Genomic DNA, 15150 nt, shown 5'->3' on the forward strand with positions numbered 1-15150 from the left:
CGCGGGGTCCGTACTCTAGAACGTCGGCGCGCGTGTGCGCGCTGGTCATGCGTGCCGCTGAGCGGCGTCGACGCGAACCCCCACGGGAACCGGTGCACACCGGTGGTGCGGGACGGGCGCGGGCGTCGGACGGTGCACAGCACAGGACACTTGTTTTGACACAGGCACTTCAACGAGCAGAGATGAGCAGCAACGTGGTGTACGCGATCGTGAAGGCTGGCGGCCGCCAGGAGAAGGTCGCTGTCGGCGACGTCGTCGTCGTCGACCGCCTCTCCGCTCAGGCCGGCGCGACCATCGAGCTGCCCGCCCTGCTGCTGGTCGACGGTGCGACGGTCACGACCGACGCCTCGGCGCTGGCCAAGGTGAAGGTGACGGCGGAGGTCGTGCGGGACGAGAAGGGTCCCAAGATCGACATCCTCAAGTACAAGAACAAGACCGGCTACCGCGTGCGCAAGGGTCACCGCCAGAAGCTGACCCGCCTCAAGGTCACCGGCATCTCCTGATCTCGCGCCGTCGGCCATACGGCCACAGGCACGCGCAGCCCCCCACACTCTGAGCACGAAAGCAGGAATGTCATGGCACACAAGAAGGGCGCGAGCTCCTCGCGCAACGGTCGCGACTCCAACGCCCAGCGCCTGGGCGTGAAGCGCTTCGGTGGCCAGGTCGTCAAGGCCGGCGAGATCATCGTCCGCCAGCGCGGCACGCACTTCCACCCCGGCGTGAACGTCGGCCGTGGCGGCGACGACACGCTGTTCGCCCTGGCCGCCGGTGCGGTCACCTTCGGCCGTCGCCGTGGCCGCAAGGTCATCGACATCGTCGTGGCGGCTGAGGTCTGATCCGGAATGCACCGGACGGTACGGGGCGCGGAGCGTCACGTGCCGGGAGCGGAATGCAGGATCGGACCGACCGTAAGTGCTGAGGTCTGAGTTTCATGCGGCGCGGCATCGGTCCGCGTTGAGCATTCGTGGAGGGGCGCACCGGTGCGGTGCGCCCCTTTCGCGTGTGACTATCGAAGAACGCGTCGAGCAGGTAACGAGCAAGGAATAGGTAGGAGGTTCAGCCGTGGTGACATTCGTCGACCGGGTCGTGCTGCACGCGACCGGCGGTGACGGTGGGCACGGCTGTGCGTCCATCCACCGAGAGAAGTTCAAGCCCCTCGCCGGCCCTGACGGCGGCAACGGTGGCAACGGTGGCTCCGTGATCATCGAGGTCGACCCGCAGGTCACCACGCTGCTCGACTACCACCACCTGCCGCACCGGCACGCGCCCTCGGGAACGCAGGGCATGGGCGACCACCGCTCGGGCTCCACGGGCGGCGACCTGGTGCTCGGTGTGCCGGACGGCACCGTCGTCAAGGACGTCGAGGGCAACGTGCTCGCGGACCTCGTCGGCATGGGTGCGCAGTACGTCGCCGCGCCAGGCGGTCGCGGGGGACTGGGCAACGCCGCGCTGGCCTCGGCCCGCCGCAAGGCTCCCGGGTTCGCGCTGCTGGGCGAGCCCGGCGAGGCCCAGGACGTCGTGCTCGAGCTCAAGACGATCGCGGACGTGGCGCTCGTCGGCTACCCGAGCGCCGGCAAGTCCAGCCTCGTCGCGGCCATCTCGGCTGCCCGCCCCAAGATCGCCGACTACCCGTTCACGACGCTCGTGCCGAACCTGGGCGTCGTCCAGGCGGGAACGGCCCGGTACACGGTCGCGGACGTCCCCGGTCTGATCCCGGGCGCCTCCGAGGGGCGTGGGCTGGGCCTCGAGTTCCTGCGGCACATCGAGCGCTGCGCGGTCATCGTGCACGTGCTCGACTGCGCGACCCTCGAGCCGGACCGCGACCCGATCTCCGACCTGGACGTCATCGAGGCCGAGCTCGCGACGTACGCGGGTGACCTGAGCATCGAGGGTGGCCGGGTGCCGATCACCGAGCGCCCGCAGATCGTCGTGCTCAACAAGATCGACGTCCCCGAGGCGCGCGAGCTGGCCGAGCTGGTCAAGCCCGACCTCGAGGCCCGCGGCCTGCGCGTGTTCGAGGTGTCGACGGCGAGCCACGAGGGCCTGCGCCTGCTGACCTACGCGCTGGGCGAGATCGTCGACAAGGCCCGTCGGGACGCCCCCGTTGCCGAGAACACGCGCGTCGTCCTGCGGCCCAAGGCCGTCGACGACGCCGGCTTCACCGTGACGAGGCGCGAGGTCGAGGGCCAGGGAGTCTACTTCTGGGTGCAGGGCGAGAAGCCGCAGCGCTGGGTCCGCCAGACCGACTTCTCCAACGACGAGGCCGTCGGCTACCTCGCCGACCGGCTCGCCCGTCTCGGCGTCGAGGACCAGCTGTTCAAGGCGGGTGCCGTCCCCGGCGACGAGGTGCGGATCGGTCCCGAGCACAACGCCGTCATCTTCGATTGGGAGCCCACGCTCATGACGGGTGCCGAGTTCCTCGGCGGCCCGCGCGGCGTCGACCTGCGCATCGAGGACCGCTCGCGCCCCACGCGCGGCGAGAAGCGCCAGGAGTACAAGGAGCGCATGGACGCCAAGACGGAGGCGCGCGAGGAGCTGTGGACCGAGCGCGAGGCCGGGATCTGGACCGACGCGGCGAAGGACTGACGTCCGCCTCGCGGATAAAGACCATGGCCTGCGCAGGTAGCGGGGCAGAATGCCGTTCGTGACCGTCGACGCCCTGCAGGACCGCCAGCAGCTGGTCTCGGCGTCGCGCGTCGTCGTCAAGATCGGTTCGTCGTCATTGACGACGCCGGACGGACGGCTCGCCCCGGAGCGTCTGAACGCCTTGGTCGACGTGCTCGCGGCGCGGCGCGCGGCGGGTGGGCAGGTCGTGCTCGTGTCGTCGGGGGCGATCGCGGCCGGCCTCGGTCCGCTCGGTCTCGCGGCCCGCCCGAGGGACCTCGCGACGCAGCAGGCCGCCGCCTCCGTCGGGCAGGGCCTCCTCGTCGCGCACTACACCGAGGCGTTCCGACGCCACGGGCTCCAGGTGGGTCAGGTGCTGCTGACCGCGGACGACACCGTCCGTCGCGTGCACTACCGCAACGCGCACCGCGCGCTGACTCGGCTGCTCGACCTCGGCATCGTGCCCGTGATCAACGAGAACGACGCCGTGGCCACCGACGAGATCCGGTTCGGCGACAACGACCGCCTCGCCGCCCTGGTCTCGCACCTGGTGCACGCCGACGCGCTGATGCTGCTCAGCGACGTCGACTCGCTGTACACCGGGCCGCCGTCGCGCGACGGGTCGCGCCGCATCGCCTCGGTGGTCGTGGCGGAGGACCTCGAGGGGATCGACGTCGCCTCGCGAGGGAGCGCCGTCGGCACGGGTGGCATGGTGACCAAGCTGGAGTCCGTGGCGATCGCGACGCAGTCGGGCGTCCCCGTGGTGCTCACGTCCGCTGCGCAGGCGGCGCAGGCGCTTGCCGGTGAGGACGTCGGCACCTGGTTCACCGCGACCGGTCGTCGGACCTCGATCCGTCGGCTCTGGCTCGCCCACGCGGCGCACACGCGCGGACGGCTCCTGCTCGACGCGGGTGCCGTGCGCGCGGTCGTCGAGCGCGGGACGTCGCTGCTGCCCGCCGGTGTCACGGGGTTCGAGGGGGCCTTCGAGGAAGGGGATCCCGTCGAGCTCGTCGGCCCCGACGGAGCGCTCATCGGCCGCGGGCTCGTCGCGTACGACGCCGCCGAGGTGCCCGGCCTCCTGGGCCGATCCACGCAGGACCTGCGTGCCGAGCTCGGCCCCGGCTACGACCGCGAGCTGGTCCACCGCGACGACCTCGTCCTGGTCCGCAAGCGCCGCTGAGCGTGGCCGTGCTCGCCTGAACACCCGGCGTTGGCAGGCGTGGGCCGCCGTGCGATGCCGGGCATCGACGGGTCCCGAGATGTGAGAAGGCGGTCCCGATGGTTGACATCGGCGAGCGTGCCGCCGACCCTCCTGGCCAGGTCGGACGCCGAACGGGCGCCCGCCCGGCAGCCGTCACGAGGAGACACGATGAGAAACGCCACGACCCGGCCGGGCGCTCCCGCCGAGCACCTGAGTATCGAGGAGGCCGCGGCGCTCGCTCCGGCGGTCAGCCCCGACGAGGCGGCGTCACGCGTCGCGCAGGGGGCGTTCCTGATCGACGTGCGCAGCGAGGCCGGCCGCTCCAGGACGGGATCGATCCCCGGCGCGACGCTGGCCGACCGGTACGGCCTCGACGAGGAGTTCGACCTGTCCGCCGCCACGCGGCACGCGCCCGTGGTGTCGCTCGACACGCCGATCGTGGTCGTCTGCGGCTCCGTGCGGGGTTCGGGACCCGTCGCGGCCGAGCTGCGCGCCAAGGGCTTCACCAACGTGGTCCACGTCGACGGTGGCTTCCCCGCCTGGAAGGACGCCGGCCTGCCCGCCGAGCCGCCCACCGCCTGATGAGCTCTCCTTCCACCGCGTTCCTCGACGAGCTGCGCGCACTCACCGAGCGACGTCGCGCGTCGTTCGTCCCGCTGACGTCCGCGTTCCTTGGGGCGGACGACGAGTCGACGGAGAGGGTGCGCGTCGCGGCGAAGTCGGGTGAGGCTGACGTCCTGGACGTCGCGCACGCGATCCACTCCCATCCCGAGGAGGCGTTCCGTGAGGTCCGGTCGGTCGCGGCGATCGCCGACGTCCTGCGCGCGCACGGCGTTCCCGCCGTCGTCGGGACGCACGGCCTGTCGACCGCGCTCCGCGCCGGACTGACCGCGCGGGGTCCGGACGACGGTGCACCACGCGACGACGCGGGGCCGACGATCGCGATCCTCGCCGAGTACGACGCGCTTCCCGAGGTGGGGCACGCGTGCGGGCACCACCTGATCGCCGGTGCCGCGACCGGCGCGTTCCTCGCGCTGGTCCGGGCGGTCGCCCACGGACTCGTCCTGCCGGGCCGTGTGCTGCTCCTGGGGACCCCGGCCGAGGAGGGCAGCTCGGGCAAGGAGATCCTGGCGCGCAACGGGTTCTTCGCGGGGGTCGACGCGGCGATCATGGTCCACCCGTTCGGGTTCGACGTCGTCGACCACCCGTTCCTGGGCCGGCGGCAGCTGCGCGTGACCTACCAGGGCGTCGCCGCGCACGCGTCGGCGAGCCCGTTCATGGGCCGCAACGCGCTCGACGCGGTGGCGCTGAACTACCAGGCCGTCGCGATGCTGCGGCAGCACATCCCGCCGAGCGACCGCGTGCACGGCGTCGTGCTCGAGGGGGGCACGCGGCCGAGCGTGGTGCCCGAGCGGGCCACGGTCGAGTACTACGTGCGGTCCGCCAGCCCGACGACGCTCAGGGACCTGTCCGCGAGGCTCGAGGACATCGCGCGAGGAGCGGCGCTCGCCACCGGAACGACCGCGGAGCTCGTCTGGGACGCGGCGCCGTTCACGCTCCCGGTCCGGACGAACGGACCGCTCGGCGAGCGGTGGGCGGTGCACCAGGCGGACCAGGGCCGCACCGTGCTCGCCGGGGGAGTCGTGCCCGAGATCCTGGCTGCCTCGACGGACTTCGGGAACGTGAGCGTCCGGCTGCCCGGCATCCACCCGATGATCGCGGTCAGCGAGCCGGACGTCGCCCTGCACACCCGCGAGTTCGCCGAGGTCGCCGGTGGGCCACGTGGCGACGCGGCCGCGATCGACGGCGCCGTCGGACTCGCGCTGACAGCGCTGGACTACCTGTCGGACCCCGCCCTGCGTGCGGCCGTCCGGCAGGACTTCGAGGACGCCGGCGGCGTCCTGGACGTGGAGGGGTACTTCTCGTGAGCATCGAGGTACGGGTCGCCCGGACCGACGAGTACGACGCGGTCGCCGAGCTGACCGAGCACGGGTTCGCGACGGGACCGTTCGGCCCCACGAAGGACCCGGACCGATTGCGACTCCTGCGGGACAGCGCCGGCCGGGCGGCGGCCGGCGACCTGCTCGTCGCGACCGACGGGGGCGAGCTCCTCGGGACGGCGAGCCTCCTGCGGCCCGGCTCCGCCTACAACCGCCAGGCGCACGCCGACGAGGCCGAGGTGCGGCTGCTGACCACCGCGCCGCAGGCTCGCGGCAGCGGTGTGGGCGCCGCCCTGATGGTCGCGTCGATCGAGCGAGCCCGGTCCTGGGGCGTCGCCGCCCTGGTGCTCGACACCGGTGCACGCAACGTGACGTCCCAGCGGCTGTACCACCGGCTCGGGTTCGAGCGGCTGGTCGAGCGCGAGAGCATCGGGGGCCTGGTCGTGTTCGGCTACGACCTGTCGCGGACTGGGGTCATCGTCCGGCTCGTCGCGCCCCACGAGCTCGAGCGCGTCGCCCAGCTCTCGGTCGACGCGTACAGCCACGACTACGACATCGGCGACGAGTACCGGGCCTCGCTGACCGACGTGGCGGCCCGCGCACGCGAGCACGAGGTGTGGGTGGCCGAGGACCTGTCGACCGGAGAGCTGCTCGGGACGGTCGCGACCCCACGCCCGGGCGGGCACATCTCCCCGCTCGGCCGGGCCGGCGAGCTCGACTTCCGGCTGCTCGCGGTGTCTCCGGCCGCGCGCAGGCGCGGGATAGGCGCGCTGCTCACCGCGCACGTCGTCTCGCTCGCCCGGCAGAGAGGACTGGACCGCGTCGTCATGAACTCCGGTCCGCAGATGACCGGCGCTCATGCGCTCTACCACCGCCTCGGCTTCGTCCGGCTCCCCGAACGTGAGACGCGAACGGTCCCGAGCGGGACGTTGCTCGCCTTCGGGTACGACACCACCCCCATCACGCAAGGAGCACGACCGTGAAGTTCCAGGTCCTGGACATCGTCCCCCACGGCCCGCACCCGGTGACCGGTGAGCTGCTCGACCCGTCCACGCGCCTGGAGCGTGTCGTCGAGACGGCCGTGCTGGCCGAGGAGCTCGGACTCGACGCGTTCGCGGTGGGGGAGCGGCACGCCGGTGACTTCCTGTCGTCGTCGCCGACCGTCCTGCTCGGCGCGCTCGCGCAGGCCACCGACCGGATCCTGCTGAGCACGGGCGTGACCGTGCTGAGCCTGCTCGACCCGGTCCGCGTCGCCGAGGACTACGCGACGATCGACGTGCTCTCGCGCGGGCGCCTCGAGATCGTGATCGGGAAGGGCAACGAGGACAAGCACTTCCCGCTGTTCGGCCTCGAGCTCGCGCACCAGTACGACTACCTGGAGGAGAACTACGAGCTCCTCAAGCTCCTGCTCAGCCGGGAGCACGTGGACTGGCAGGGCACGTTCCACGCGCCGCTGACCGACGCGACGACCCTCCCGCGGCCCTACGACGGCCCGTTCCGCATCTGGCACGGTTCGGCGACGAGCACGATCGCGGTCGATCTGGCGGCCAAGCACGGTGACCCCATCGTGTCGGCCAACGCGCTGCAGCCGCGCGAGAACTACAAGGTGCTCATCGACCGGTACCGCGAGCAGCTCGCGGCGAACGGCTTCGACCCGTCGATCGGCTACGTCGGCTCGGGCTCGGGCGGTCTGTTCCTCGCGGACACCACCGAGCAGGCGACCGAGGAGTACCGCGCGGTCTACGAGGGCTTCGCGGCCCGGATGGCGGCAAGGAACGTCGGCGAGACCCGGCCGGGCAAGGTGTCGTCGTTCACCCACATCGAGGACGCGGTCGAGCGGGGTCCGGCTCTCGTCGGCTCCCCGGAGCGTGTCGCGGAGAAGATCCTTGACTACCACGCGTCCTACCAGCACGACCTGCAGTCGGTCTCGCTCAACCCTGTGCTGCCGTACGAGCAGCAGCAGGACGTGCTGCGCCGGTTCGCCGAGGAGGTCGTCCCGCTGGTCCGGGCCGAGGTGTCCACCACCCTCTGGGGTCCGAAGGACGCCGGACGGGCCAAGGGCATCGACGCGCTCGTGACGGTCTGAGGTGCCGGTCGAGTTCCTCGGCGCCGGGTACGGGAACCCGTCGACCGAGACCACGCCGCTCGTCGGACCGGTCTGGGACCCCGGCTACACGCGGGAGATCGCGCGTGCCCACGAGGCGAGCGGCTGGGACCACGTGCTGTTCCCGTACGCGTCCGACGGTCCCGACCCGGCGCAGGCCGCGGCGTGGGCGGCCGCGCACACGGACCGTATCCAGCTGCGGGTCGCGCACCGGCCGAACGTCTCGGCACCCACGTTCGCCGCCAAGACGTTCGCCACGCTGGACCTCGCCTCGGGCGGCCGCGTCACGGTCCACCTCATCGCCGGCGGTCTCACGAGCGACCAGCGCGCCGAAGGTGACGACCTGGACAAGGACGCCCGCTACGACCGGCTCGCGGAGTACGCACAGGTGCTCCTGCGGTCGTGGACCTCGGCGGAGCCGTTCACGCACGGCGGGTCGTACTACTGGGCGGAGGACTTCGTGCTCCGCGCGCGGTCCGCGCACAGGCCGGGGCTCTCGGCAGGCGGAGCGTCACGACGGGCGCTCGAGGTGGGTGCACGGGTGGCCGACGTCTTCGCGTTCTTCGGCGAGCCCCTGGCTGCCACGACCGACCAGGTGACGCTCCTGCGCTCGCTAGCCTTCGCCGTCGGCCGCCCGACGCCCCGGCTCCAGATCGCGTTCCGGCCGATCGTGGCGCCGACCGACGAGGAGGCGTGGGCCAAGGCGCACGCGATCCGAGCCCGCATCGACGAGCTGGCAGGACCGCGGAGGGTCCGCACCCTCACGGAAGCGCCGCGCGAGCCGGGCAGGCTGCCGGAGAACACGGCGAACCTGCGCCTCGAGGCGCTGGCGGCGTCGGGGGAGCGGCACGACCGCGCGCTCTGGACCCCGACCGTGGCGGGAGCGGGCGGGCTGCCGACGAGTGCGACGGCCCTCGTCGGCTCGTACCGGACCGTGGCCGACGCCCTGCTCGACTACGTCGACGTGGGCTTCGAGATCTTCGGGCTGCGTGGGTACGACCTGCTTTCGGACGCCGTCGAGTTCGGCGAGAACGTCATCCCTCTGGTGCACGCGGGGGTGGCCGTACGCGACGCCGCTCGGCGCAGCGGGGCCGCTGTGACCGGGTGACGCCTCAGAGCATGGCTGTGAGGACGCCACCGTCGGCACGGAGTGCTGCGCCGTTCGTCGCGGACGAGAGTGGGCTCGCCAGGTAGGCCGCGAGGTGGGCGATCTCGGCGGGTTCGATGAACCGCTGCAGGAGCGTGGTCTGGTTCCCGCCGATGATGGCGTGCTTCAGCGCCTCCGTCGGCACCGCCTGGGCCCGAGCGATCTGGGCGACCGCATCGGCGACGCCGTCGGAGTACGTCGGGCCGCCGAGGATCGTGTTCACGGTGACGTCGGTGCCCCGGGTGAGCTTGGCCAGCCCGTTGCTGAGCGCGATCATCCCTGCCTTGGTGACGCCGTAGTGCGTCATGTCCGCCGGGACGTTCACTCCGGACTCGCTCCCGATGAAGAGGATGCGACCCCAGTTCCTGGCGATCATGTGGGGGAGCACGTGCCGCGAGAGCCGCACACCGCTCATGACGTTGACCTCGAAGTAGCGCTGCCAGCCGTCGTCCGAGATGTCCTGGAAGGGCGCGACCTCGAACAGGCCGACGTTGTTCACCAGGATGTCGGGGGCTCCCATCGACTCCAGCAGTCGCCCCACCTGCTCGCGGTCCTCGAAGTCCGCGGCGATGCCCGAGACGACGCCGCCCGGCACGGCCCGCTCGAGGCTCGCCGTTGCGGTCCTGACCCGGTCCGCGTCTCGCCCGTTGACGGTGACCGACACCCCCTCCCGGAGCAGTGCCTCGGCGATCGCGTAGCCGATCCCTTGCGTCGACCCGCTCACGAACGCGGTCTTGCCCGACAGCTGCAGATCCATGTGTCCCCGTCTCGTCGCGTGGCGCCCGGTCGTCGAGCACCCGCCCAATCATTTGCTCAGTCAAGTGAACACTAGGCGGCATGACTTTCCTGATCAAGTCATCTCCCCTACTCTGCAGTCATGTCGAAGACCAGCGCACCCGGAACGCTCAGCGGTGAGGACCTCGAGACCTGGGCCGCCCTGGCCACCGTGCTCGTGTGGCTGCCCTCCGCGCTCGACACCCAGCTGCAACGCGACGCCGACGTGACGCACTTCGAGTTCGGCGTCCTGTATGCGCTCGCCGGTGCGCCCGACCGGACGCTCCGCATGAGCGTCCTGGCCGGCTACGCCAACAGCTCGCTGTCGCGACTCTCCCGCGCGGCGACGCGGCTGGAGACGAAGGGATGGCTGCGGCGCGCGACCGACCCTGCCGACGGCCGGTACACCCTGGCGATCCTCACCGACCTGGGGGTGCAGAAGGTCGCAGAGGCCGACCCCGGGCACGTGTCGACCGTGCGACGACTGGTTCTCGACCCGCTGACGCAGGCTCAGGCGCGGCAGCTGCGCGAGATCAGCCGACGGATCATGCGCTCGATCCGGGACGAGGAAGGATGGCGTCCACCGTCGGACGCGGCAGGACTACCCTGACCAGATGACCACGTCGCTCGACCAGCCGCTGACGGATGCGCCCGACGCGCCGAGCAGCACGGACGTGACCGCGGCGGTGCATGCCGTCGCGGAGCGCGCCAAGATCGCCTCCCGCACGCTCGCCACCGCCACGCGCGCCACGAAGGACTCCGCGCTGCGGGCCATGGCGGACGCGCTGGTCGAGGCCACCCCGCAGCTCGTCGAGGCGAACGGGGTCGACCTGGAACGCGGGCGCGCCAACGGCACGTCGGCCGGGCTGCTCGACCGCCTGGCACTCACCCCGGAGCGGATCGTCGCGATGGCCGACGCCCTGCGTGAGCTGGCCGCGCTGCCCGACCCGGTCGGCGAGGTGGTCCGCGGGTCGACCCTGCCGAACGGCCTGCGCATGCGCCAGGTCCGGGTCCCCATGGGCGTCGTCGGCATGATCTACGAGGCCCGCCCGAACGTGACCGTGGACGCCGCCGGGCTCGCCCTCAAGAGCGGCAACGCGGTGATCCTGCGCGGCGGCTCCGCGGCTGCGGCGAGCAACGAGCTGATCGTCGACGTCCTCTCGCGTGCGCTCGTCTCGAAGCGGCTGCCAGGCGCTCTCGTCCAGTCGATCGACGCGTACGGCCGGGAGGGCGCGGTCGCTCTCATGCACGCGAGGGGGCTCGTCGACATCCTGGTCCCGCGCGGGGGAGCCGACCTGATCCAGACCGTCGTGCGCGAGTCCACGGTGCCCGTCGTCGAGACGGGTGTCGGCAACGTGCACGTCTACGTCGACGAGACTGCCGACCTGGCGATGGCCCTGCCGATCCTGCTCAACGCCAAGACGCAGCGGGTCGGTGTCTGCAACGCCGCCGAGACGTTGCTGGTGCACCAGGCCGTGGCCGACGAGTTCCTGCCGGTCGCGATCGCGATGCTCGCCGACGAGGGCGTCACCATCCACGGCTGCGAGGAGACGCTCGCACTCGCACCCGAGGAGGCGGACGTCGTCCCGGCGACCGACGAGGACTGGGCCACCGAGTACCTGTCGCTCGACCTGGCCGTCAAGGTCGTCGACTCCCTGGACGAGGCCCTCGAGCACATCCGTACCTGGAGCTCCGGGCACACCGAGGCGATCATCACCCAGGACCTGGCGTCCTCGGAGAGGTTCGTCGCCGAGGTGGACTCCGCCGCGGTCATGGTCAACGCCTCGACCCGGTTCACCGACGGAGGCCAGCTGGGCCTCGGCGCGGAGATCGGGATCTCCACGCAGAAGCTGCACGCGCGGGGTCCGATGGGGCTCGGGGAGCTGACGACGACCAAGTGGATCGTGCACGGCGACGGCCATGTCCGGCCCTGATCCGCACATCTGATCGTGCGACACTGGTCCCACCCCGCCCCACCCCAGGAGGATTGACGTGCACGTTGCCGCAGAGGCCGCCGAGGTCGTGAACGAACTGCCCTTCCCGCCGTACGTGTTCGGCATCGGCGCGTTCGTCGGACTCGTCGCGATGCTGCTCATCGCGTATGCCTTCCGGAGCGTCGGGACTCGCCACTGAGCCGGCCCCTAGTGGGGATCGGCGGCGAGTTCGACGGAGGGATCGACCGATGACGCAACCGCCCGTCCAGAGGCAGCGCCTCGGGGTCATGGGCGGCACGTTCGACCCCATCCACCACGGTCACCTGGTGGCCGCGAGCGAGGTTGCCGCCCGGTTCGATCTCGACGAGGTCGTGTTCGTCCCGACGGGCCAGCCGACGTTCAAGCTCGACCAGGCCGTCACGCTCGCGGAGCACCGCTATCTGATGACCGTGATCGCGACGGCCTCGAACCCGCGGTTCACCGTGAGCCGCGTGGACGTGGACCGCGAGGGTGTGACATACACCGTCGACACCCTCCGGGACCTCAAGGAGTCGCGTCCGGACGCCGAACTCTTCTTCATCACAGGCGCGGACGCCATCACGCAGATCTTGACGTGGAAGGATGCGGACGAGCTCTTCGCGATGGCGCAGTTCGTGGCGGTCACCCGCCCCGGGCACGCGCTGTCGGTGGACGGGCTCCCCGGTGATCGCGTCCAGGTCCTCGAGGTCCCGGCCCTGGCGATCTCGTCGACGGATGTCCGCGCACGTGAGAAGGCCGGGGAACCGGTCTGGTACCTCGTCCCCGACGGGGTAGTTCAGTACATCGCCAAGCACAGGTTGTATCGAGGGTTGTCATGAGTGAAAACGGAGAGCGGCGCAGTCGTCGCGAGCTCCACCGGCCTGAGACGGGTTCCGTCGAGGGTGTCGCAGCCGATGCTGGCTCCGCGGCTCCGCAGCCGACCCCTACATCGACTCCGACTCCGACTCCGACGACGCCCGCACCGTCGGCCGCCTCAGGAAGTGCTCCTGCGTCGCGCCGGGCGCTGCGCGAGCAGACGACGACCGACGGACCCGTCGGCGCGCCCGTAGCCCCCGCTCCGTCCGCCGACCCGGCCTCGCGGTCCCGCCGTTCCATCCGCGACACCGCGCTCGACCCGACGAGCACGCGTCCGCCGGCACCCGTGGTCCCGACCACACGACCGGCCCCCTGGTCGTCGGCGCCGAGCTCGAGCGCGCCCGCCGCCAGCACTCCTGCCCCGAGCCGGCCGGCGTCGCCGAGCAGCGCGGCGCCGCTCGCCGCGGCGTCGAGCGTCAGCCGGCCACCGTCTCCGCCGCAGTCCTCCGCACAGGCGGCCTGGGGCGAGCGTGGAGCGGCACCCGCCCCGACCGCGCAGACCCGGCCGGCGCAGCCCTCAGCGGTGTCCCCGTCGCCGGCTACGCCGCAGCGGACCTCGTTCCAGGCGTCGAGCGCCCCGTCCGCGGCGGGTGCGCAGGCGGCCGGTCAGGCTCGTCCTGCTCCGGGTGCCCAGGCCCAGCCTGGTCAGCCGCCCGTCGCGCGACCGGGCTCCGTCCCGCTGCAGCCGGGCACGCCCTCGCGGACGAGCTCGCTCCCGGCACCCACTCAGCCCGGCCAGCCCGCGGCGGCACCGCGACCGGGTTCGGCGCCGCAGCCGAGCTTCGGCCAGCAGCCTTCGTTCAGCGGGCAGCCCTCCACCGCCTCTCCCGACGGTGGCGCCGCGGCCTCTCGTCGCGACGGTCCGAGCTGGATCGCCGCCGGCACGGCCGCCGCTGCCCCGACCGCTTGGGGTGCCGCGTCCGACGCCCCGCCCGCACCGCCGTCCACGCCCTCCTGGCAGTCGAACCCGACCCAGGCGCGCACCACCGCACCAGCGACGAGCCGTCCTGACGCACCGGCGACGAGCCGCCCGGACGCTCCCGCCGCGGTGCCGGGACAGGGATGGTCGCCGACGCCGAGCACCCCAGCCCCGCAGGCGGCCTCAGGCCCGCTGTCGTGGTCGCCGACCGAGCCCGCCGCCGGCGGGACCGTGCCGGCCCAGCGCCCGGGTGCCGAGGGAGTCGCGTTCCCCGCTCCGGTGGGTGCCGGCGCGACCGCACCGCTCTCTCACGACGAGGACGACGAGGACGACGACGCGCGTCCCCGCCACCCGTACACCTGGCTCCACTTCCTGGCACTCGCGCTCGTCGCGTTCGTGCTGGGCTTCCTGATCGTGCTCCTGTGGAGCCGCTCCGGCGGGCTCGCGGCCGACTCGGCGTCGGCTCCTGCCGCGCACGCCGTGTCGAGCGTCGTCGTCGACTCTGTCTAGCAATCCCGAACGACCCACTGAACACCCGAGGAGACCTGTGGCTGCGACCGAACGTGCGATCGAGCTGGCCGTTGCGGCGGCTCGCGCCGCGTCCGACATCAAGGCCGAGGAGATCATCGCTCTCGACGTCAGCGAGCAGCTCGTGCTCACCGACGTCTTCCTCATCGCCTCGGGCACCAACGAGCGTCAGGTCGGCGCGATCGTCGACGCCGTCGAGGAGGCGCTCTTCAAGCTCGGCGCCAAGCCGATCCGCCGCGAGGGCAAGGCTGCGGGCCGCTGGGTGCTCGTCGACTTCGGCGACGTCGTCGTCCACGTGCAGCACGCCGAGGACCGGGTGTACTACGCCCTGGAGCGCCTCTGGAAGGACTGCCCCGTGATCGACCTTCCCGCGGACGCGCGGGGGACCGACGAGGGCGCCGGCGCGTGACGGCGGGTCGTCTGCTCCTGGTCCGGCACGGCCGCACCGCCTACAACTCGCAGGCGCGGCTGCAGGGCCAGGTGGACATCCCGCTCGACGACGTCGGTCGCTGGCAGGCCCGCACCGCCGCCGCGCTTCTCCTGGCACGCCACGAGCCGACCGCGATCGTCACGTCGGACCTGTCGCGCGCCCACGAGACGGCGTCGTTCCTCGCCCGCGCGTCGAGCCTCGACCTGGTGGTCGACCCGCGTCTGCGTGAGCGATCCTTCGGCGTCTGGGAGGGGTTGACGGGGGAAGACCTGCGCCGGGACTGGGCCGACGAGTTCGCCGTCTGGCGCGCGGGCGGTCAGCCCGAGGGCGTCGGCGCGGAGACCCGTGCCGCGGTTGCCGAGCGCACGTTCGAAGGGATCACCGAGCACGTCGCGGCACTGGGTCCCGACGACACTCTCGTGGTGGTCTCGCACGGTTCGGCGATCAGCTCCGCGGTCGGTGCCCTGCTCGGGATGCCCGAGGACTGGCACGGCTTCGCCGGCATGCACAACGCGCACTGGACCGAGCTGGTCGCGACGCGCGGAGACTTCGCCCCGTCGTGGCGGATGGTCGGCTACAACCTCGGCCCGACCGACGCGTCCTCCGACTGGAACGCCGGTCCGGACGCGGGCCACGACGCAGACACCGAGACCCGCGACCCCGACTAGCTGACGC

The 15150-nt window shown here is 72.1% G+C and carries 17 protein-coding genes; 16 read left to right on the forward strand and 1 reads right to left on the reverse strand.

What is annotated here, in order from left to right; all coding sequences use genetic code 11:
• Positions 1–194: 194 nt before the first annotated feature.
• The 9 genes from rplU to AC1DPN_RS05400 all read left to right on the forward strand — a co-directional run bounded on the left by rplU (position 195) and on the right by AC1DPN_RS05400 (position 8957).
• A complete protein-coding gene (rplU, locus tag AC1DPN_RS05360; protein ID WP_477083864.1) occupies positions 195–503 on the forward strand; it encodes a 50S ribosomal protein L21 in 309 nt (102 codons plus the stop codon).
• A 72-nt stretch (positions 504–575) separates the two neighbouring features.
• Positions 576–836 (forward strand): 50S ribosomal protein L27, encoded by a 261-nt coding sequence (rpmA, locus tag AC1DPN_RS05365; RefSeq protein ID WP_477083655.1) that lies wholly within the window; start codon positions 576–578, stop codon positions 834–836.
• 226 nt (positions 837–1062) lie between these two features.
• Positions 1063–2586: a GTPase ObgE gene (gene obgE / locus AC1DPN_RS05370; protein ID WP_477083656.1), complete on the forward strand. Its 1524-nt coding sequence runs from the start codon at positions 1063–1065 to the stop codon at positions 2584–2586.
• Positions 2587–2635: 49 nt separating this feature from the next.
• Entirely contained in the window at positions 2636–3784 is a 1149-nt protein-coding gene (proB, locus tag AC1DPN_RS05375; RefSeq protein WP_477083657.1) for a glutamate 5-kinase, read from the forward strand.
• A gap of 189 nt (positions 3785–3973) precedes the next feature.
• Entirely contained in the window at positions 3974–4387 is a 414-nt protein-coding gene (locus AC1DPN_RS05380) for a rhodanese-like domain-containing protein (protein ID WP_477083658.1), read from the forward strand.
• Positions 4387–5733 carry a M20 family metallopeptidase gene (locus AC1DPN_RS05385; RefSeq protein WP_477083659.1) on the forward strand — a complete coding sequence of 449 codons (1347 nt, stop codon included), beginning with the start codon at positions 4387–4389 and terminating at the stop codon, positions 5731–5733. Before AC1DPN_RS05380 ends, AC1DPN_RS05385 begins: the two co-directional genes overlap by 1 nt.
• A complete protein-coding gene (locus AC1DPN_RS05390; RefSeq protein ID WP_477083660.1) occupies positions 5730–6728 on the forward strand; it encodes a GNAT family N-acetyltransferase in 999 nt (332 codons plus the stop codon). The genes AC1DPN_RS05385 and AC1DPN_RS05390 overlap by 4 nt, the downstream gene beginning before the upstream one ends.
• Positions 6725–7831: an LLM class flavin-dependent oxidoreductase gene (locus AC1DPN_RS05395; protein ID WP_477083661.1), complete on the forward strand. Its 1107-nt coding sequence runs from the start codon at positions 6725–6727 to the stop codon at positions 7829–7831. Before AC1DPN_RS05390 ends, AC1DPN_RS05395 begins: the two co-directional genes overlap by 4 nt.
• Before the next feature lies 1 nt (position 7832).
• Positions 7833–8957 carry an LLM class flavin-dependent oxidoreductase gene (locus AC1DPN_RS05400; RefSeq protein ID WP_477083662.1) on the forward strand — a complete coding sequence of 375 codons (1125 nt, stop codon included), beginning with the start codon at positions 7833–7835 and terminating at the stop codon, positions 8955–8957.
• A 4-nt stretch (positions 8958–8961) separates the two neighbouring features.
• Here AC1DPN_RS05400 and AC1DPN_RS05405 read toward each other — a convergent pair whose 3' ends face one another.
• Positions 8962–9753 (reverse strand): SDR family NAD(P)-dependent oxidoreductase, encoded by a 792-nt coding sequence (locus AC1DPN_RS05405; protein WP_477083663.1) that lies wholly within the window; start codon positions 9751–9753, stop codon positions 8962–8964.
• A gap of 120 nt (positions 9754–9873) precedes the next feature.
• Between AC1DPN_RS05405 and AC1DPN_RS05410 the strand changes: the two genes are divergently transcribed.
• The 7 genes from AC1DPN_RS05410 (at position 9874) to AC1DPN_RS05440 (ending at position 15143) form a co-directional block, all read left to right on the forward strand.
• On the forward strand, positions 9874–10380 hold the full coding sequence (locus AC1DPN_RS05410; RefSeq protein ID WP_477083664.1) for a MarR family winged helix-turn-helix transcriptional regulator: 507 nt from the start codon (positions 9874–9876) through the stop codon (positions 10378–10380).
• Positions 10381–10384: 4 nt separating this feature from the next.
• Positions 10385–11704: a glutamate-5-semialdehyde dehydrogenase gene (locus AC1DPN_RS05415; protein WP_477083665.1), complete on the forward strand. Its 1320-nt coding sequence runs from the start codon at positions 10385–10387 to the stop codon at positions 11702–11704.
• A gap of 58 nt (positions 11705–11762) precedes the next feature.
• On the forward strand, positions 11763–11903 hold the full coding sequence (locus AC1DPN_RS05420; RefSeq protein WP_477083666.1) for a hypothetical protein: 141 nt from the start codon (positions 11763–11765) through the stop codon (positions 11901–11903).
• Between the two features lie 49 nt (positions 11904–11952).
• Entirely contained in the window at positions 11953–12561 is a 609-nt protein-coding gene (gene nadD / locus AC1DPN_RS05425; RefSeq protein WP_477083667.1) for a nicotinate-nucleotide adenylyltransferase, read from the forward strand.
• A 560-nt stretch (positions 12562–13121) separates the two neighbouring features.
• The gene (locus AC1DPN_RS05430; RefSeq protein WP_477083668.1) at positions 13122–14027 is read left to right on the forward strand and encodes a hypothetical protein; all 906 of its coding nucleotides are present in this window, start codon (positions 13122–13124) and stop codon (positions 14025–14027) included.
• A gap of 37 nt (positions 14028–14064) precedes the next feature.
• Positions 14065–14454, forward strand: a complete 390-nt coding sequence (gene rsfS, locus AC1DPN_RS05435) for a ribosome silencing factor (RefSeq protein ID WP_477083669.1) — start codon at positions 14065–14067, stop codon at positions 14452–14454.
• Positions 14451–15143 carry a histidine phosphatase family protein gene (locus AC1DPN_RS05440; protein ID WP_477083670.1) on the forward strand — a complete coding sequence of 231 codons (693 nt, stop codon included), beginning with the start codon at positions 14451–14453 and terminating at the stop codon, positions 15141–15143. The genes rsfS and AC1DPN_RS05440 overlap by 4 nt, the downstream gene beginning before the upstream one ends.
• Positions 15144–15150: the final 7 nt, after the last annotated feature.

The sequence above is a fragment of the Cellulomonas sp. P4_H4 genome (genome assembly GCF_056400865.1).